Source organism: Limnohabitans sp. TS-CS-82, assembly GCF_002943475.1.
In genome coordinates, this window is record NZ_PTQX01000006.1 from 1 (window position 1) to 17,588 (window position 17,588).

The following is a 17,588-nucleotide window of genomic DNA, read 5'->3' on the forward strand; positions in this document are numbered from 1 at the left end:
GGCGCTGAACAACATCGCCAAGAAGTGGACGATGCCGGTGCAAAACTGGAAGCCTGTGCTGAACCGATTTACGATCCAGTTTGAGGGAAGGATGCCGACGAATTAACACTCGCTCCGTTTACACAAAATTCGGGACACCCTCATCGGCTTTGGACCAAGCGGCTGTTTTCTCGGTGCGTGAGAAGTCTTTCAAATCTTGAATGATGGTCTTGACGCGTTGAATGCCCTCCCGGGTTTCCGACAGCAAGAAGGCCACATCGCTTTGGATGAACTCAAAATTGATGTCTTCTTTGATCGCGTTGACTTGTTCCAGCGTTAATGCCCCTTGGCCTGGCTGGCAATGCTGCTCATAGGCATCAATGATTTTTTGATACGCCTCAAAGTAGCTCACCAGCGACGCAATGTTGGACGACACATACCCAATCGGGTTGTTGATTTCATGCGCAACGCCCGCAGATAACTGCCCCAAGGCCGCCAGCTTTTCTGACTGGTACAGCATGTCTGAGGTGTCTTTGAGTTGGTCCGTGACGCTCAACTCGCGGCGTATGGCTGAGAAATAAGCGCGCCACAAAAACACACCCATCGCCACCAAGCCCAACAAGATCGAGATCGATGACAACACCAATGCATTGCGTTTGATGACATCGAGCTCCCCGCCATCGACGGAGCCCATCATGTCGAGGCGAATCCAAGCTAAATCGACACCCACATTCACCTTTTCCCAGCACACCAAAATGTCGCCCTCAACCTTGCTCAAGTGATTCACATCGACGGGATTGGGAACTGGCAGTACGGCGTCGTGAAAGATCTCGACAGGTTCGTTACCCGGCGTTCTTGCGAGGTGCGTGAGCACTTTGCCTTGCTTGTCCACGACCTGAATGGACAGCACCTCGTCGTTGTACATGGTTTGCATCATGCGCGACTCGATGGTGGAGAAGTCCTTCTCCACCAGCGGGTCCACCACGGCCACGATCAAGCCGTGCGTGAGGTTTTGCGCGCGTTTGAGCTTGCTCTCCAGCAGCAGTGCTTTGGATTGTTTGTAGGCAAACAATCCGCTGCCCATTTGCACCAGCACCAACACGCCAATTATCAAGATGACCGGTCTGAGCCGCTTCCACTTGAGCAATGCTTTGAATTCGATCATCGGGCGACGCGGCTTTTCCTTAGGCGTTTTTAAATGCAGCAGGGCGCTTGTTGACAAACGCATCCATGCCTTCTTTTTGATCGGCGGTGGCGAACAAGGCGTGGAACAGGCGGCGCTCAAACATCACGCCGTCGGCCAAACCGCTTTCAAACGCACGGTTGACCGACTCTTTGGCCGCCATCGTGGCAATTTGTGAGTAGCCACAAATCATCAGCGCAGCGCCCAAGGTTTCTTCCATCAATTTGTCCAGCGGCACGATGCGGCTGACCAAACCTGCTTTTTCAGCTTCATTGGCATCCATCATGCGACCGGTCAACGCCAAGTCCATGGCCTTGGCTTTGCCCACCGCGCGTGGCAAGCGCTGCGTGCCACCTGCGCCTGGGATGATGCCCAGTTTGATTTCGGGTTGACCAAACTTGGCGTTGTCGGCCGCGATGATGAAGTCGCACATCATGGCCAGCTCGCAGCCGCCACCCAAAGCGAAGCCGCTGACTGCCGCAATCACGGGCTTGCGAATGCTGCGGATGGTTTCCCAGTCGCGGGTGATGTAGTCGTTTTTGTACACGTCGCCAAAGCTGTACGTCGCCATCGCGCCAATGTCAGCGCCTGCCGCAAACGCTTTTTCGCTGCCTGTGATGATCATGCAGCCGATGCTTTCATCTGCGTCAAACGCTTTGAGGGCTTGGCCCAACTCCACCATCAAGGGGCCGTTCAGCGCATTGAGCTGTTTGGGGCGGTTCAAGGTGATGACGCCCACTTTGTCGGCTTCGGTGTGAACGGTGATGAATTCGTAGGCCATGGGGGCAGCTCCAAAAGTTTTGTAAGAAGGTTTTGGCTCTAACTATAGCCAAGCTTGCGTGGCCTTCAGGCGGAGCGATCCAAGGGTAAACATTAACCAACCGATCGGTCGGTTAATGCTAAATTTCTCGCCAGGAGATCACCCATGACCGCATCTAACCTCACTGCCAACGACGGTGCCACCGTCTTGTACGAAGCGCGCGGCAGCGTTGCTTTGCTCACGCTGAATCGCCCACTAGCCCTCAACAGTTTCACCCGTCAAATGCACCACGACCTGTGGGCCGCGCTAGACCGTGCCGAGGCCGATGCGGCCATTCGCGCCGTAGTCATCACGGGGGCAGGGCGGGGCTTTTGTGCGGGGGCCGACTTGTCGGAGTTTGACTTTGCGCCTGGCCCCGATTTGATCGCGCGTGCCAACCCGGGCCCCGTGATTGATCAAGCCTTCAACCCTACGGCGCGCAAGTTGCAAGGTTTGCGCATGCCCACGGTGGCCGCCATCAATGGCGTGGCAGCGGGGGCAGGGGCTTCGTTGGCCATGTGTTGTGACATCGCCATTGCGGCGCCGACGGCCAGCTTCATCCAAGCTTTTAGCAAGATTGGTTTGATTCCCGATGCGGGCGGCAGTTGGCTGTTGGTGGAGCGTTTGGGCATGGCGCGCGCCATGGCCTTGGCCATGACCGGCGACAAACTGCCCGCCGCGCAGGCCAAAGAATGGGGCCTCATTTGGGAGGTCGCCGACGACAGCGTGGCCGCCGCTTTGGCTTATGCCCAGAAGTTGGCCGTCATGCCCACCAAGGCCTTGGTTGAAACGCGTCACCTCTTGCGCGACGCGGGCACGCGCAGCTTCACTCAGCACTTAGACGCTGAGCGCGACGCGCAATCGTCGCTCGGTTGCACCCACGACTACATCGAGGGCGTGACCGCGTTCTTGGAAAAACGTCCTGCTGTTTTCAAAGGCGAATGATGCGCACCGAATTGCAAAACGACCCGCAAGCCATCGCGCTGGCGCAACAGGTGGCCCAATCCATGTTCGCGGTGGACACCGCCACCAAAGACACCATGGGCATCGAAATTTTGGTGTGTGAGCCTGGGCGCGCCGTGCTGCGCATGCCTGTGCAGCCGCTGCATTTGAACGGCCATCAAATCTGCCACGGGGGCTTCATCTTCACCTTGGCCGATTCGACCTTTGCGTTTGCTTGCAACAGCTACAACAAAGCCGCCGTTGCAGCGGGTTGCAGCATTGAGTTTTTAAAACCCGCCAAGTTAGGCGACGTGTTGACTTGCGAAGGCGTGGAGCAAACGCTGTCAGGTCGCCACGGTATTTACGACATGCGCGTGACCAACCAACACGGCGACACCATCGCCCTGTTTCGCGGCAAAAGCGCCCAAATTCAAGGCACGGTGATCCCCGCATGAAACCCGCATTCACCTCTCAGCAGTTTCCGTTAGAGCCTATCGAGAAGGCCAGCATCGACGAGTTGCGCGCCCTGCAACTCAAGCGCCTCAAAGCCACGCTGCAACAGGCCTACGCCAATTCGCCCGTGTACCGCGCCAAGTTTGATGCGGCGGGTGTGCACCCCGACGATTGCAAATCCTTGGCCGACTTGGCCAAGTTCCCGTTCACCACCAAAGCCGATTTGCGCGACAGCTACCCGTTTGGCATGTTGGCCAAACCGCGTGAACAGTGCGTGCGCATTCACGCGTCGAGCGGCACCACGGGCAAACCGACGGTGGTGGCCTACACCCAAAACGACATCGACACCTGGGCCAATGTGGTGGCGCGCAGCATCCGTGCGGCAGGGGCTCGCCCCGGCGACATGGTGCATGTCAGCTATGGCTACGGCTTGTTCACCGGTGGCTTGGGCGCGCATTACGGCGCCGAGCGATTGGGCCTCACGGTCATTCCCTTTGGCGGCGGTCAGACCGAACGCCAAGTGCAGTTGATTCAAGATTTCAAGCCCGACCTGATCATGGTCACGCCCAGTTACATGCTCGCCATTGCAGATGAGTTTGAGCGCTTGGGGCTATCCGCTGCGGAGTCGAGTTTGCGCCTCGGTATCTTTGGTGCAGAGCCTTGGACCAACGACATGCGCCGCGCCATCGAGCAGCGCTGCGGCATTGATGCCGTGGATATTTACGGCTTGTCCGAAGTCATGGGCCCAGGGGTGGCCAGCGAATGCGTGGAGACCAAAGACGGCCCCACCATTTGGGAAGACCACTTCTATCCCGAGATCATCAACCCCGAAACGGGCGAGCCTGTGGCCGACGGCGAAATGGGCGAGTTGGTGTTCACCAGCTTGACCAAAGAAGCCTTGCCCATCATCCGTTACCGCACCCGTGATCTGACGCGCTTGTTGCCCGGCACGGCGCGCACCATGCGTCGCATGGAAAAAATCACCGGTCGCAGCGACGACATGATGATCGTGCGCGGCGTGAACGTGTTCCCCTCACAAATTGAGGAGTACATCTTGAAGCGCCCTGAGCTGGCCCCGCACTACCAATGCGTGCTGACCCGCGAAGGCCCGATGGACAACTTGACCGTGGTGGTCGAAACCCGACCTGGCATCGACCCCGATGCTTCAGCAGCTCGCGCTGCCGCTCAGGCATTGCAGCACGATGTGAAGATGTTTGTCGGCACCAGCATCAGCGTGACGCTCAAAGCCGAGGGCGGCGTGGAGCGCAGCCAAGGCAAAGCCAAGCGCGTGGTGGATTTGCGAAGCTTGAAGTAAGCCGCTGGGGTTGGCGTGGCAGCGGCACGTGCGGCATGTGCGGCACGCACGCTGCCGTGGGTTTAAGCGGCCAACCAAGCTGCCACTTTGTGGCTGTCTTGAATGGCCAATCGCCAAGTGCTGTGCGCTTTGGCCTTGGGCAAGCTCAGCGGTAGGCGCAGCAGTTGGTGGTCGCGGCTGACCAAGGCGGTCAGCTGCGTGGCGCGGCCTGCGTACAGCAGCACATCGTCCAGCTTCTTGATGCGCCATGCTGTGTGGGGTGCTGACTTGGTGGTGGGCGCGGTCACTTCCAATCCCAACCATTCGTCCCCCGGTGCAAAGCCCGCACGCTGTGCCGCACCGTCTGCCAACACTTGTTTGATCTGCACGCTGTGGTCTTCGCTCACGCGCAGGCCCAAGCGTTGGGCGAGGGGGGCTGGGTCTTGATGGATGGCTACGCCGTGCGCTGTGAGCAGTTTTTCCAAAGGCAACTCGCGTGTGCCATGCACCCACGCTTTGAACTCAGGTGCCCATGAGCGACCGGTGAGGTCGTGCAACACGGCCAGCACATCAGCTTCTTGCATGGGACCGCTGCGTTTGCCGGTGCAGCAGCGTTGCCATAAGGCGCGCATCACGTCGTCCAGCGAGACGCTGTGGTTTTTCACGCCGTGCTGGCGCAGGGTGAGGTCGAGGCACAGGGCCACCAAGGCGCCCTTGGTGTAGTAACTCACCGTCAAATTGGGCGTGTTGGCGTCGTTGCGGTAGTACTTGGTCCAGGCTTCAAAGCTCGATTGCGCGACGGTGTGCACCTTGCGACCCGGCGTTTGCAGCACTTGGTTGACGGTCTTGTTAAGCAGGCGCAGGTAGACAGCATCGTCGATCAGATGTGCGCGGCGCAGCAAGAGGTCGTCGTAGTAGCTGGTGAAACCTTCAAAGAACCAGAGCAACTCGGTGGTGTTTTCGCGGCTGTAGTCGTATTGCGCAAATTCAAACGGACGCAAGCGCTTGACGTTCCAGGTGTGAAAGTACTCGTGGCTGATCAGCCCCAGCAAGATGGTGTAGCCGTCGCTCAGCGCTGGGCTGGTTTTGCTGTGGGCGTTCGCTTGCGTTTTGGCTGGGGCGGCTGGTGTTTCTTCCAAGCGCGGCAAGTCAGCGCGTTGGCAAATCAAGGCGGTGGAGTTGCGGTGTTCTAGGCCGCCGTAGCCATCGGCCACGGCATTGAGCATGAACACATAGTTCTTGTGCGGTGTCTGGCCGCGCTTTTTGCCGTGCCAAAACGCGATGGCTTGCTCGCAAATGCGTTGCGTGTCGCGCAGCAAGCGTTCGCCGTCAAAGGCCGGTGTGGCGCCTGCCACCACGAAGCGGTGTTCAATGCCGCCTGCCTTGAAGGTGCCCGACCAGAAGGTGCCCATTTCGACAGGACAGTCGACCAGTTCGTCGTAGTCGGCGGCCACGTAGGTGCCAAACCCTTGGCGGTCGATTTTGAGGGGCGTCAGGCCGGTGGCGACTTGCCAGTGGCTTTGCGGTGCGATCAGTTCGAGTTGATGGGGCTGCTCGGTTTGACCGGCCACTTGCAAACACACGCTGGTGCCGTTGAAAAAGCCGCGTTGCGCATCCAGCCAAGCGGTGCGGACCGAGTCGTCATGGGCGTGCACTTGGTAGTGCAGCGTGACGGGCGCGTCTGCTTGGCAGTCCACCTCCCAGGTGCATTTGTCGAGTTGCTGCACGGCCACAGCGCGTGTGCCTTGGCGAGCGGTGATGCCCACGATTTGTTTGGAGAACTCGCGCACCATGTAGCTGCCCGCAATCCACACCGGCAGCGACACGCGCTGCTGGGCCGCAGGTTGGGCCACGGTCAGGGTCACACCATACAGATGGGCGTGTAGGTCAGCTGCTTCGACGCGGTAGTGGAGGTTGGCCGCTTCAGCGCGGGTTTGTGGGTTGGCCGCTTTCGCGCGGTCGTGGAGGGCCGCCATGTCAGGTCGCTGCCGCGCCGATGAGGCAAGACAGCACAGACACCACGGTCAGGCGAAAGCGCAGCGTCATCCATTCGCGCAGGCCCGCTTCGGGCCATGTTTTGCGGTCCACCAAGTAGCAAGCGACCAGCAGCAAGGCCAGCACGGGCAAGCCTGCAAAGGCCGGCATGATGACTGCCACCCACGCTACCAGCGAGGGCGTGACGCCCCACATCATGTGCAGCTTGCGTTGCGGTGCGTTGTGGCGCAAACCAATGCCCCAATGGATGCCGCCCAAAAAGGCAGCGATGGTGGCCGCATAGGCGCTGAGTGCGATGGCCACAAAAGGGTGCGCTTCAGGGGTGACGATGTGCAGCAGCAAGGCCAGTGTGACAAAGGGGAGCAAGCCCGCGTAGCCCAAGCGTTGGATCAAAAGACCGGCGTTGGAGTCTGGGGTGATGGGGGAGTGGACCATGCTGGGTGTCTCGCTTATTTGCTGGCGTCTGCCAAAAGTTTTTCGATTTGCGGCGTGCTGATGGCGCCTGGCACGCGGGTACCGTCTTGCGCAATCAGCGTGGGGGTGCCGGTGATTTTGTGTTTGCGCCCGAACTCGGTGTTGCGTTCAATGGCGGCGGTGTTGCAGGCGGCTGCGTTGGCGGGGGCTTGGTCGCGCGTCATCATGTCGCTCCACGCGGTGGCAGGGTCTTTGGCGCACCACACAGCTTTGGATTTGTCGACCGAGCTTTGGCCCAGCACGGGGTAGAGGAACAGGTAAATCGTGACGTTGTCGACTTTGGCCAAGTCGCGTTCAAAGCGTTTGCAGTAGCCGCAATTGGGGTCTTCGAAAATGGCGAGTTTGCGTTTGCCGTTGCCGCGCACCATGGTGATGGCGTCTTTGATGGGCAGTGTGTTGAAGTCGACAGCGCCTAATTTGGCTTCGCGTTCTTCGGTCAGATTGCGGCGATTTTTGGTGTCGATCAGGCTGCCTTGGATGAGGAAGTTGCCTTCGGCATCGGTGTAATAAATTTCGTTGGTGCTCAAGCGAATTTCATACAAACCCGGCATCGGTGAGCGCGTGACTTCTTCGATTTTGGGAATTTGCGGGATGCGTTCGCTGATGTTTTTGCGAATGGTGGCCTCTTGGCCCTGCGCCCAAACTGAGCCCGTCACACTCAGGGCGAGTAAAGCAGTGGCGAGCCATTGGCGAATTGAAAAGGACATGGTGGTTTGTTTCGTGAAAAGGGAAGTCAGAGATAAAGACGTGCGGCTTGGTCGCTTCAAAAGGCGTTCACCTGTTTTTAACCCATGGCCTGTTGCATGGCCCACGCTTTGATGGGCGCCAAGCTGTTGAAGCCGCTCATGCCCCAGTTGCGCAGGGCTTGCACGCCGGTATTGGGATGTGCGAACAGGCGTTGCAAACCATCGCAGGCGACCCAAGTGGGCAGCAGGCCCGCTTTACGGGCGCGCTCGTAGCGGCGTAAAAAGTAGCGGTCACCCGCGTTGCGCCAGTAGTCTTTGCCGTCGCGGGTTTTTAAAACCTCTGCCAGTTCGGCCACATCGGCCAAACCGAGGTTCAGCCCCAAACCGGCCAGCGGGTGAATGTTGTGTGCCGCATCGCCCGCCAAGGCCCACGCGCTGCCGTCTGCGAATTGACCGGTCCAGTGCTGGGCGCGAGCCAGTTGCAAGGGCCACATGGCGCGTTCGCTGGTGAGCGTGAGTTGGCCCAGCACCCCTTGGCTGGCGTCTTCTAAGGCGTGTGCAAATGCGGTGGCATCAAGTGCCAACACGGCTTGCGCTCGCGTGGGCGGCAGCGACCAGACCAAGCTGGCGGTGTCGCCTTGTGCGCCGCCCATGGGCAGCAGCGCCAAAATTTCTAGACCTTCGGGACCGTGAGAAAACCATTGCAAGGCCTGTTGGCGATGCGGTGTGCTGCAACGCACGCGGGCAGCCACGGCGTGTTGTTGGTAAGGCATCACCTCAAAGTCCACGCCCAATGCCGCGCGTGTGGCGCTGTGGCGGCCTTCGCAAATCACGGTCAAGTCGGCGGGTGTGGCTTGGCTGTCGGTGTCTGTGAGGCAGGTGATTTCAGCTTGGTAACGCACCGCTTCGGCGAGTTGGGTTTCCAACACCGGCACATCCACAATCCAAGTCAGACCGTTGGGCGTGGGGCTTTCAAAATGCGTGAAGCCGCCATCGTCGCCCCACACACGCATGTGTTGCACGGGCGTGGCGTGTTGCGGGCTGGGCCAGCAGCGCAGCGCAGACAGCAAGTCGCGCGATGCGCTGTTGAGGGAATAAGCCCTGACGTCTTGAGGTGTGCCGCGGCCGGCAGGTGTGCCGTGCGAAACCAAGCCCACGCGCAAGCGTTGGCGTGCCAGCAGCAGCGCCAGAGTGCGCCCCACCATACCGTCACCCCGAATACAAACGTCAAATTTTTGAGCCATGGGCAAGATTGTAGGAGGGCGGCACAATGAAGCATGCCCCTTTCTGCAGCAACCCCATCCGCCACTGCCCCTTGTTCAGAGTCCGCGCTGGCGCCCTCATCGCAGTTCCACGCGCGCTTGAACGCGTTGTGGATTTATCCCATCAAGTCGTGTGCGGGTGTGTCGGTGCAAGAGGCTGTTTTGACGTCCATGGGTTTGGCCTCGGACCGCACTTGGATGGTGGTGGATGCGCAGGGCGACATGGTCACGCAGCGCGATTTGCCGCGCATGGCGTTGATTCAACCGATGCAAGTCCCCGCCAGCAATGGCGCGTTGTCCGCTTGGCAGTTGCAAGCGCCTGGGATGACTGATTTACCGCTGATCTCAAACCAACCCAGCGCGTCGAACACGTCTGTGTTGGTGCGCGTTTGGCAAGACACCGTGCCCGCCTTTGACATGGGCGTCGCATGTGCGCAGTGGCTGACCCAATTTTTGGGGTTGAGCCATGGCCCTTTGCGCTTGGTGCAGTTTGACGCGCGTCACAAACGCGTGGCCAGCTTGACATGGACACAAGGCGTGGAGGCTCTGAACCAATTCAGCGATGGATTTCCGGTCTTGGTTGCAAGCAACGCGTCGTTGGCTGAACTCAACGCCCGCTTGCTGCGACAAGGCGTTGCGGCGGTAGACATGCGCCGCTTTCGTCCCAATGTGGTGCTGGGCGATGCGCCTGAGCATGCCTTGTTGCCGCACGACGAGGATCGCGTGGGCGTGATGACGCTGGCCACCGACAGTGGCGTCCCCGTGCAACTTCAACCCGTCAAACCCTGCCCACGTTGCCCGATTCCCAACATCGATCCGGACACTGCTTTGACGACGCCTTCGGTCGGGGACGCCTTGCAGCAGTACCGGCTAGATGCACGCGTGGATGGCGGCATCACGTTTGGCATGAATGCCATTCCCGTCCAAGGCGTGGGCCAAGTGCTGCGTGTGGGGCAGCGTGTGTCAGCGGACTGGGTGTTCTAGCGCGGTCAACTTGTAGCGTTCGAGACGCGGCCCGCCCAAGGCCAGTGCTTTGGCAATCGCCGCATGGGCTGGGGCTTCTTGATGGGTTTCGTACAGCACTTGCGCCAAGTTGTTCCAGCCATCGGCGGCGTTGGGGTGCGCAGTGGTGGCGAGTTCGTACTGTGTTTGTGCGCTTTGTAAATCGCGCTGCTGGTAGTAGCTGTTGCCCAGCGCGAGTCGTGCTTCTAGGTGATCAGGCCAAGCTTGAAGCGCGGTTTGGTAGGCCTGCATTGCTTGCAGGGGGGCGACGCGCTCAAGCGTGATGGCCGCTTGCACGTACTCGGCTGCAGAGGCCGTCGCTGGGAGCTGATCGGGCGGTAAAGCCACAAACGCCCACTGCTTGGCTTTTGCCCAACTTTGCGTGAACTCGGACACCGGCATGGTCAAACGCTTTTCATCGCCAGACCGCAAGGTGACTGTGCCTGCCGCTTGGTCATAACCCACCACCACGGCGTAGTGCCACAGCGGTAGCCAATCCCAGCGTAAATTTTGCAACACCACGACGGGGTGCCCAGCTGCCACCTCTTGCCACAGCGCCTGGGGTTGGCCTTTCAAGACGTAAGGCACAACGCCTGCGCGACGTGCACCCCCCAGCATTTCTAAGGCGAAGCTGCCTTGTCGTTGCGGCACATACACATCGGCTGCCAGTTGTTCCAACGTGCGCGCGACCCCTGCATGGTGAAGCACCGTGGCCAAAGCGGCTGGGCCGCATTGGTCTTGTGTTTGCGGATAAAACGCAACTTGGCTGAGTTCCACCTCGGCCGGTAATGGGCTGCGGGTGTCGAAACTGTGGGCGCTGGGCACAGAGGCACAGCCTGAGACGCCCAGCGCAAAGGCCACAAGCAGCCCGAGGCCGTGTGTGCGTTTAGAGACCACCCAAATCCTCAATGGCATCAACCACCATGCTGGTGCCAATGGCAATCAGCAAGATGTCACTCGCCGCGCGCACGTATTTGTAGCCTGCGGGCGGTGGTCCCAAACGTTGCCTCAATTCAAGGGGGACGGGGTAGAGCGTCACACCTGCAGGCAAAGGCTGACCAATGGTCCATTTTTTGGCTTGCCCGGGCGGCAGGCAGCCATTTCCCTTTTTCGCCAAGCCTGGTGGGCATCGGCCTTGTCCTATTTGTGCGCCGTACATGTCGCGCACGGCTTGGTGGTGTCTGGGCTCAAAGTACGCGCCTTGGCGCGCTTCTCTGGGTTCCCTTGATTCACGGTTGCCCCTTGACTCTTCGCCTTCGTGCCAACGCTCAGACTGCTCTTGCGTGCGTCGGTGTTTGCCTTGTCCTGCACCGTCTGGGCGATCTGCCCAAGCGGCTGAGGCCATGAACGCCACGCATAGGACAGGGATGGCCCATGCGTGCTGTGTGGTGTGGATCTGTGTTCGCATCGCGTTGTTCCTTTCAAATGGCAATCGCCACCAAAATGCCCACTAGCAAAATAATCACCAAGTCCATTTGGCTCAGACTGCCGCCTGCGGGCATGGCGTCAATGCGTTCGGCCAAGGCGTGAACTTCTTGCTCACTCAAAGCTGCCACACGGTCTTTGGCCAACAAGCCCGCCACACCCATGGCTTCCAGCTTTTCTTTGACAGTGGCGCGCTCGACAAAACTTTGCACTTTGGCGCGGTCTTGTTCGGCTTGGTTTTGGGTGGCGAGCTCTTGTGTTTGCACGATCTCGGCGCGTGCGGCAGGGGCCAACATCAGCATTGCAGCGGTGGCTGTGACGATGATGGTTTGCGAGAGTTTGGTGTTGCGTGTCATGGTGTTTACCTTTTTATCGTGGATGAAAAATCAATCGTCTGCGCGGATTTCGGTGGCTTTCCACACACCCGCGGTACGCTTGGCTTTGATTTCGATACGCGCACCGTTTGCCAAGGTCACGCCTTCGATGCTGGTGGTGTTGTCATACGTGAATGTGAGTCCGCGCAAGCTAAATGTGTTTGGTGTTGCGGTGGTATTGAGATTGCTCACTGTTCCGTGGAACTCGAACTCGTGCGATGCCACGTCTGTGTTGTTGGGCGTCTCCACCTTGGTGGCGACCAAAACGCCGTTGCTGACCGCACCGTGAATCTCCACCCGAACGCCAAGCGCCAAGGTGCCACCGGCGATGCGTGCGGTGCTGGCATCGACGGGGATGCCGTTGACGGTGAAGTTCGCGAGGGAAACAAAGGCCGAGATGAAGCCGTGAATCTCGGCGTCATGCTCGTCTTCGGCGTTGAGTTGTGCCAGCGGCGAGGTGAGCAAGCGAATTTGCGTGGCGAGCAGCAGCGGTGTCATCTTGACGCGAACAAACACGCCGTCGGACCAAGTGCTGGGAACGACCGTGTTGCTGTCCCAACTGATGATGTTGGAAGACTGGCCGGTCGTGCCCAGTTTGAAGGTGTGATTGAGGGCACTGAAGCTGTTGATCATGCCACTGAGTTTGTATTGCGTGGGCTGCGTGGCAGACACTTCAACGCGGGTGGCTTGCAGATGGCCCGTGGTCTGGTCCACATAGCCGTGTACTTCTACAAAATGCGCGGTGGTCAGGTCTGTCAATTGCGTCGCCACGCCTTCAAACACCGTGCTTGCCAAGACATCCACCGTCAAGCCCAGCATGTCAAAACTGCTGGCGCTGATGTTGGAGACGGGCCCCTCCCACTCGCTGCCGCAACTGATGCGGTAAGCCGTGGCCGTCGCTGTGCCATTGGTGGTCGTGGCCGCCGTGACGGGCGAGCCTTGGATGGACACCACCATGCCCACTTTCAGCGTGTCGCCAAATGAGGTGCCGTCGTCGCGTGACAGCAAGGTGGCCGCGTCGTCGTTGTAACGAATGCCGTTGACGATGATTGAGCCCAGCCCTGAAATCGTGCCGCTGGTGAACGAGCTCGTGCCGCCACTGGACAAGCCAGCGACGTCAGAGCCGCCGCCACCGCAGCCGGTCAGCTGTGTTGCCGCTGTGCCAACGATGCCCAAAAGCAGGGTTCGACGTGTGAAGTTGGGGTTGGTTTGAATTGATCGCATGTGGAACGCTCCGTTCATTGAGGTAAATCTGAAGAAAGATCGGGCGATGGCATCGCTTTGGAGAAGGAATACAGGCCAATACGTACCGCTTGGTCTTGCACGCGGTTGGCCGCTTTGTCGGCGTCCATCAGGGCTTGCAATTGAGGCCCGAGCGTGGTGATCAAACTGCGCCACTGCGCGCTGATCAGCGTCTTGGCTTGGGTGATGGATTCGGTTGACAGCTCGTCGGCCAAGAGGGCTTGTTCAAAGTGCTGGTGCCCATCGCCGAGCACGTTGGTCACGGCGGCTTCTAAGTGCTCGCCCACGTTGGTGCCCAAGAAACCAATCATTTGTGGCCAGTTGTCGTTGGGCACAAAGATGTCTTCCAGCAACTCGACCGTGTCTGTGGATGCGCGGTGCGTGACTAAATTCAGTCGAATCATCTCGGCCAGCAGTGAGCGGGCGTGCACGTCTTTCGTCACATTCGCAGCCAACGCTTCGAAGCTGGGGGCGGGGCCTTGCCGCGGAATAGCGATGGGCTTGTGGGCTTTGTCGACATAGTCGGTGTGTGAGATCCAGTGCGTCAGCAAGTCATTGGCGGCAGACCGCGTGACGGGCAACTTAGGGGTGACGGTTTGTTGAATGCGGGCGACTTCACGTCGCGTTAACCCGGTCATGGTGCTGATGCGGCTGGTCAAACGTTCGGGGTTGCCACCGTCGCAAGCTTGTTTGGCTGCATCCACATACGCATGGCGCACCAGTTCTTCAATGGCTTGAATGGGGACGCCTTTGGCCAAGCACAGCTGGGCGAAAGGTTTCAGCAGATGGCCCATCGCGGCCAGCAAGGTCTGCTGTTCGGTGTGCAAAGGAGCGGGGGTGGTCTTGTTCATGTGAGCAACTTGGAAAAGTGTTCACAGTATAAATGTGCAAAATGCACATTTGTCAAGAGGCCGTTGATTTTTTAGGGATTAGTACAATCGCGCCCAGTTATTAAGGATATTTTTATGAGTTTGAAATGCGGCATCGTGGGTTTGCCCAACGTTGGCAAATCCACCCTGTTCAACGCCCTGACCAAAGCGGGCATCGCGGCTGAGAATTACCCCTTTTGCACGATTGAGCCCAACACCGGCGTGGTCGAAGTGCCGGACCCACGTTTGCAGCAGTTGGCCGAGATCATCACGCCCGAGCGCATCGTCCCTGCGATCGTTGAATTTGTGGACATCGCAGGCCTCGTGGCTGGCGCCAGCACAGGCGAAGGCTTGGGCAACAAGTTCTTGGCCCACATCCGCGAAACCGACGCCATCGTCAACGTGGTGCGCTGTTTTGAAGACGACAACGTGATCCACGTGGCCAACAAGGTCGACCCCATTGCCGACATCGAAGTCATTCAGACCGAGCTCTGCTTGGCCGACTTGGCCGCCGTCGAAAAAGCGATTCACCGCGTGAGCAAAATCGCCCGCTCTGGCGACAAAGAAGCCGTCAAGCAAATGGCGATTCTGGAAAAGTGCCAAGCTGCACTCAACGACACCAAGCCCGTGCGGACCATCGACTTCAGCAAAGAAGAACTGGTCGAACTCAAGCAGTTCTTCTTCATCACCGCCAAGCCTGCGATGTTTGTGGCCAACGTGTCGGAAGATGGCTTCGAGAACAACCCGTTCTTAGATCGCCTTAAGGCCTTTGCCCAAGCGCAAAACGCACCCGTGGTGGCCATCTGCGCCAAGATCGAAGCCGAGTTGTCTGAGATGGAAGACGCGGACCGCTTGGAGTTCTTGAAAGAACTCGGCCAAGACGAGCCAGGTCTGAACCGCCTCATTCGCTCTGCCTACACCTTGCTGGGCTTGCAAACCTACTTCACCGCTGGCGTGAAAGAAGTGCGCGCGTGGACCATCCATGTGGGCGACACCGGCCCACAAGCCGCTGGCGTGATTCACACCGACTTTGAGAAGGGCTACATCCGTGCCCAAACCATCGCGTTTGACGACTTCATCACCTTCAAAGGCGAACAAGGCGCCAAAGACGCGGGCAAGATGCGCGCGGAGGGCAAGGAATATGTGGTGAAAGACGGTGATGTGATGAACTTTTTGTTCAGCAGCTAATATCTCCGCCTACTTAAAAATTGCGGAGACAGACATGCTAGGACTTTTGAACAACATTGACCCCGACGGATTGCTGGAGTTTTCCGTGGTCTACACCGACCGCGCGTTGAACCACATGTCCACACGCTTTCAAGGCGTGATGAAGGACATTTCTAGCATCCTCAAAGAGGTCTATGCGGCCAAGTCGGCGGTGTTGGTGCCCGGCAGCGGCACCTTTGGCATGGAGTCGGTGGCGCGTCAGTTCGCCACAGGTCAGAAAGTCTTGGTCATTCGCAATGGTTGGTTCAGCTACCGCTGGACGCAGATTTTTGACATGGGCCACATCCCCTCTGAAACCGTGGTCATGAAAGCCCGCCGCATCGAAGACGGCTCACAAGCCGCTTGGGCGCCGTGCCCTGTGGACGAGGTGGTGGCTGCCATCTTGGCTGAGAAGCCTGCGGTGGTGTTTGCCCCGCACGTTGAAACAGCAGCGGGTTTGATCTTGCCCGACGACTACTTGCGCCAAGTGTCTGACGCGGTGCACCAAGTGGGTGGCCTGTTTGTGCTCGACTGCATCGCGTCGGGTGCTATGTGGGTCAACATGCAAAAGACGGGCGTGGACGTGCTGATCAGCGCGCCGCAAAAAGGCTGGAGTGGCTCGCCGTGCTGCGCCATGGTGATGCTCAGTGAGCGCGCGCGCGCGGCCATCGAGCAGACCACCAGCACCAGCTTTGCTTGCGACTTGAAGAAGTGGCTGCAAATCATGGAGAGCTACGAAAACGGCACCCACTCGTACCACACCACCATGCCCACCGACGCTTTGACGCGACTGCGCGAAGTGATGCAAGAAACCCGTGCCTATGGGTTTGAAAAGGTGCGTGCCGAGCAAATCGAATTGGGTGCCAAAGTACGTGCGTTGCTGGAAGGTCGCGGCATTCGCAGCGTGGCCGCAGAAGGCTTTAAAGCACCTGGTGTGGTGGTGAGCTACACCACCGACACAGGCATGCACAACAGCAAAAAGTTTTTGGCGTTGGGCTTGCAAACGGCAGCTGGTGTGCCCTTGCAATGCGATGAACCTGCGGACTTCATGACCTTCCGCATTGGCTTGTTTGGCTTGGAAAAGCTGCACAACGTCGATCGCACCGTGGGTCAATTGGCCGATGCGCTGGATCGCATGGGGGTTGAGGCTGACGTGGCTGTTGCTGCTTAAGCTGTAGCCCTTGGGCTTTAAACGTTACAGACGAAGCATCAGCCGATAGGTGCTTTGTGCAATATGAGGGATTGACTGCGCCAGCAATGGGTCAAATTCCGCGGTGCGTTCATCTCACACGGCTTCAAAATGTCCAAAAAATATCCACTGCCTTACTTCTTAATTGATGTTGTAGCAGCTGAAAAGTATGCGCGTTGGTTAAGCGCTAAGGCAACCGCTCACGTGAAAAGGGACCGGAAGCATCGGCCTGACATCACAAGGGAAGAGTACAAAATGCGGATCCATGAGGCTGTGATTCGCAGCGATGGCAAAGATGCTTACACAGGCGAGGCGCTTGATTGGTCACTGCTCAGCACATGGGACAACGACAAAGCAAAAGAGCAGGGTAGCCGCTACAAAAGCGAATTCGCACTGCTGCCATCTGTAGATCATGTGTCTGAACGCAGAGGGCCGACAGATTTCACGATCTGTTCATGGCGGACAAACGATGCCAAGAACGATCTGTCCGTCGAAGACTTCATTCATTTGTGTGAAAAAGTAATCAAGCACATGAGGTGATCCCTATGTCCGTTGGATGGCGTGACAGAACCACATTCCCCGTAGCTGCGTCTTTGCGGATGAAAGCCGTTTCCTAATCAAACGCTATAAAAAGCCCATTGGCGGCTTGCCTTTGCGTCGGCTTTCGTCAGTAATTAGCTGCTTGATTGCATCAAAGACAGCAGAAAACTGCTCGTCGTAACGGGCCTCTAGCGAGTCGATGCGCCGTGCTAAGTCGCGGTTGCTATCCATGAGGCGTCGTAGCTGTACAAAGGTGCGCATGATGGCAATGTTTACCTGCACCGCTCGCGTGGCGTTCAACACGCTAGAGAGCATGGCCACACCTTGTTCTGTGAAAGCATGAGGGGCAGCCCGACGACCTCCATGTGAACTTGCTATGCCAATTTGGCATCGCAAGTTTTCCCATTCTTGGGCATCGAGTTGAAACATGAAGTCGGCAGGAAATCTATCTGGGTTGCGCTTTACTGCACGATTAAGAGCGCTCGTCTCAACGCCGTAAAGCATGGCGAGATCGGCGTCTATAAATACTTTTTCACCTCGTACAAAGTACACGAGTGCTGTGAGGCTCTTTTCCGTGGGGATCGTGATTTGACTTTCGCTCATGCTCTGCTCCGTGTGGGCACATCGACTGCGGTCAAAAATCCTAATAGCCGTTAAAGCACAGATCAGTAGCT

The 17,588-nt window shown here is 58.3% G+C and carries 19 protein-coding genes; 7 read left to right on the forward strand and 12 right to left on the reverse strand.

The annotated features are described in order from the left end of the window. Positions 1-118: 118 nt before the first annotated feature. Complete coding sequence (locus C5F52_RS12900) at positions 119-1,207, reverse strand: histidine kinase dimerization/phospho-acceptor domain-containing protein (protein ID WP_104798781.1); 1,089 nt, start codon at positions 1,205-1,207, stop codon at positions 119-121. Next, the gene (locus C5F52_RS12905) at positions 1,164-1,943 is read right to left on the reverse strand and encodes an enoyl-CoA hydratase (RefSeq protein ID WP_104798782.1); all 780 of its coding nucleotides are present in this window, start codon (positions 1,941-1,943) and stop codon (positions 1,164-1,166) included. The genes C5F52_RS12900 and C5F52_RS12905 overlap by 44 nt, the downstream gene beginning before the upstream one ends. A gap of 144 nt (positions 1,944-2,087) precedes the next feature. Here C5F52_RS12905 and C5F52_RS12910 point away from each other — a divergent pair, with 144 nt between their 5' ends. Genes C5F52_RS12910 through paaK form a run of 3 tightly spaced genes read left to right on the forward strand, consistent with a single transcriptional unit; the run spans position 2,088 to position 4,671 of the window. Next, complete coding sequence (locus tag C5F52_RS12910; protein WP_104798783.1) at positions 2,088-2,906, forward strand: enoyl-CoA hydratase-related protein; 819 nt, start codon at positions 2,088-2,090, stop codon at positions 2,904-2,906. Beyond that, positions 2,906-3,358, forward strand: a complete 453-nt coding sequence (paaI, locus tag C5F52_RS12915) for a hydroxyphenylacetyl-CoA thioesterase PaaI (RefSeq protein ID WP_104799052.1) — start codon at positions 2,906-2,908, stop codon at positions 3,356-3,358. The genes C5F52_RS12910 and paaI overlap by 1 nt, the downstream gene beginning before the upstream one ends. Beyond that, a complete protein-coding gene (gene paaK / locus C5F52_RS12920) occupies positions 3,355-4,671 on the forward strand; it encodes a phenylacetate--CoA ligase PaaK (RefSeq protein ID WP_104798784.1) in 1,317 nt (438 codons plus the stop codon). The genes paaI and paaK overlap by 4 nt, the downstream gene beginning before the upstream one ends. A gap of 62 nt (positions 4,672-4,733) precedes the next feature. Here paaK and C5F52_RS12925 read toward each other — a convergent pair whose 3' ends face one another. The 4 genes from C5F52_RS12925 to C5F52_RS12940 all read right to left on the reverse strand — a co-directional run bounded on the left by C5F52_RS12925 (position 4,734) and on the right by C5F52_RS12940 (position 9,049). After that, on the reverse strand, positions 4,734-6,626 hold the full coding sequence (locus tag C5F52_RS12925; RefSeq protein ID WP_104798785.1) for a M61 family metallopeptidase: 1,893 nt from the start codon (positions 6,624-6,626) through the stop codon (positions 4,734-4,736). 1 nt (position 6,627) lies between these two features. Then, positions 6,628-7,080: a DUF3429 domain-containing protein gene (locus tag C5F52_RS12930; protein WP_104798786.1), complete on the reverse strand. Its 453-nt coding sequence runs from the start codon at positions 7,078-7,080 to the stop codon at positions 6,628-6,630. 14 nt (positions 7,081-7,094) lie between these two features. Beyond that, positions 7,095-7,826 carry a DsbC family protein gene (locus C5F52_RS12935; protein WP_104798787.1) on the reverse strand — a complete coding sequence of 244 codons (732 nt, stop codon included), beginning with the start codon at positions 7,824-7,826 and terminating at the stop codon, positions 7,095-7,097. Between the two features lie 77 nt (positions 7,827-7,903). Next, entirely contained in the window at positions 7,904-9,049 is a 1,146-nt protein-coding gene (locus C5F52_RS12940) for an FAD-dependent monooxygenase (RefSeq protein WP_201747013.1), read from the reverse strand. A 33-nt stretch (positions 9,050-9,082) separates the two neighbouring features. Here C5F52_RS12940 and C5F52_RS12945 point away from each other — a divergent pair, with 33 nt between their 5' ends. Continuing rightward, a complete protein-coding gene (locus C5F52_RS12945; protein WP_104798789.1) occupies positions 9,083-10,051 on the forward strand; it encodes an MOSC domain-containing protein in 969 nt (322 codons plus the stop codon). Here the strand turns inward: C5F52_RS12945 and C5F52_RS12950 are convergent. The 5 genes from C5F52_RS12950 to C5F52_RS12970 are packed head-to-tail and all read right to left on the reverse strand — an operon-like array spanning position 10,031 to position 13,961. Then, positions 10,031-10,984 (reverse strand): PA2778 family cysteine peptidase, encoded by a 954-nt coding sequence (locus C5F52_RS12950; RefSeq protein WP_104798790.1) that lies wholly within the window; start codon positions 10,982-10,984, stop codon positions 10,031-10,033. The two genes, C5F52_RS12945 and C5F52_RS12950, sit on opposite strands and share 21 nt — an antisense overlap. Then, positions 10,956-11,477, reverse strand: a complete 522-nt coding sequence (locus tag C5F52_RS12955) for a hypothetical protein (RefSeq protein ID WP_104798791.1) — start codon at positions 11,475-11,477, stop codon at positions 10,956-10,958. The genes C5F52_RS12950 and C5F52_RS12955 overlap by 29 nt, the downstream gene beginning before the upstream one ends. A gap of 13 nt (positions 11,478-11,490) precedes the next feature. After that, the gene (locus C5F52_RS12960) at positions 11,491-11,850 is read right to left on the reverse strand and encodes a PA2779 family protein (RefSeq protein WP_104798792.1); all 360 of its coding nucleotides are present in this window, start codon (positions 11,848-11,850) and stop codon (positions 11,491-11,493) included. Positions 11,851-11,880: 30 nt separating this feature from the next. Further along, entirely contained in the window at positions 11,881-13,092 is a 1,212-nt protein-coding gene (locus C5F52_RS12965; RefSeq protein ID WP_104798793.1) for a DUF5666 domain-containing protein, read from the reverse strand. Positions 13,093-13,106: 14 nt separating this feature from the next. Continuing rightward, positions 13,107-13,961: a DUF6502 family protein gene (locus tag C5F52_RS12970; RefSeq protein WP_104798794.1), complete on the reverse strand. Its 855-nt coding sequence runs from the start codon at positions 13,959-13,961 to the stop codon at positions 13,107-13,109. A gap of 114 nt (positions 13,962-14,075) precedes the next feature. Here C5F52_RS12970 and ychF point away from each other — a divergent pair, with 114 nt between their 5' ends. The 3 genes from ychF to C5F52_RS12985 all read left to right on the forward strand — a co-directional run bounded on the left by ychF (position 14,076) and on the right by C5F52_RS12985 (position 16,914). Next, positions 14,076-15,167 (forward strand): redox-regulated ATPase YchF, encoded by a 1,092-nt coding sequence (ychF, locus tag C5F52_RS12975; protein ID WP_104798795.1) that lies wholly within the window; start codon positions 14,076-14,078, stop codon positions 15,165-15,167. Positions 15,168-15,201: 34 nt separating this feature from the next. Continuing rightward, positions 15,202-16,356 carry an aminotransferase class V-fold PLP-dependent enzyme gene (locus C5F52_RS12980; RefSeq protein WP_104798796.1) on the forward strand — a complete coding sequence of 385 codons (1,155 nt, stop codon included), beginning with the start codon at positions 15,202-15,204 and terminating at the stop codon, positions 16,354-16,356. Positions 16,357-16,485: 129 nt separating this feature from the next. Continuing rightward, positions 16,486-16,914, forward strand: a complete 429-nt coding sequence (locus C5F52_RS12985; RefSeq protein ID WP_236657861.1) for a hypothetical protein — start codon at positions 16,486-16,488, stop codon at positions 16,912-16,914. A gap of 84 nt (positions 16,915-16,998) precedes the next feature. On the opposite strand, the gene C5F52_RS12990 is transcribed toward C5F52_RS12985, so the two are convergent. Continuing rightward, positions 16,999-17,517, reverse strand: coding sequence for an ORF6N domain-containing protein (locus tag C5F52_RS12990; RefSeq protein ID WP_104798797.1), 519 nt, complete (start codon positions 17,515-17,517; stop codon positions 16,999-17,001). Positions 17,518-17,588 lie beyond the last annotated feature (71 nt).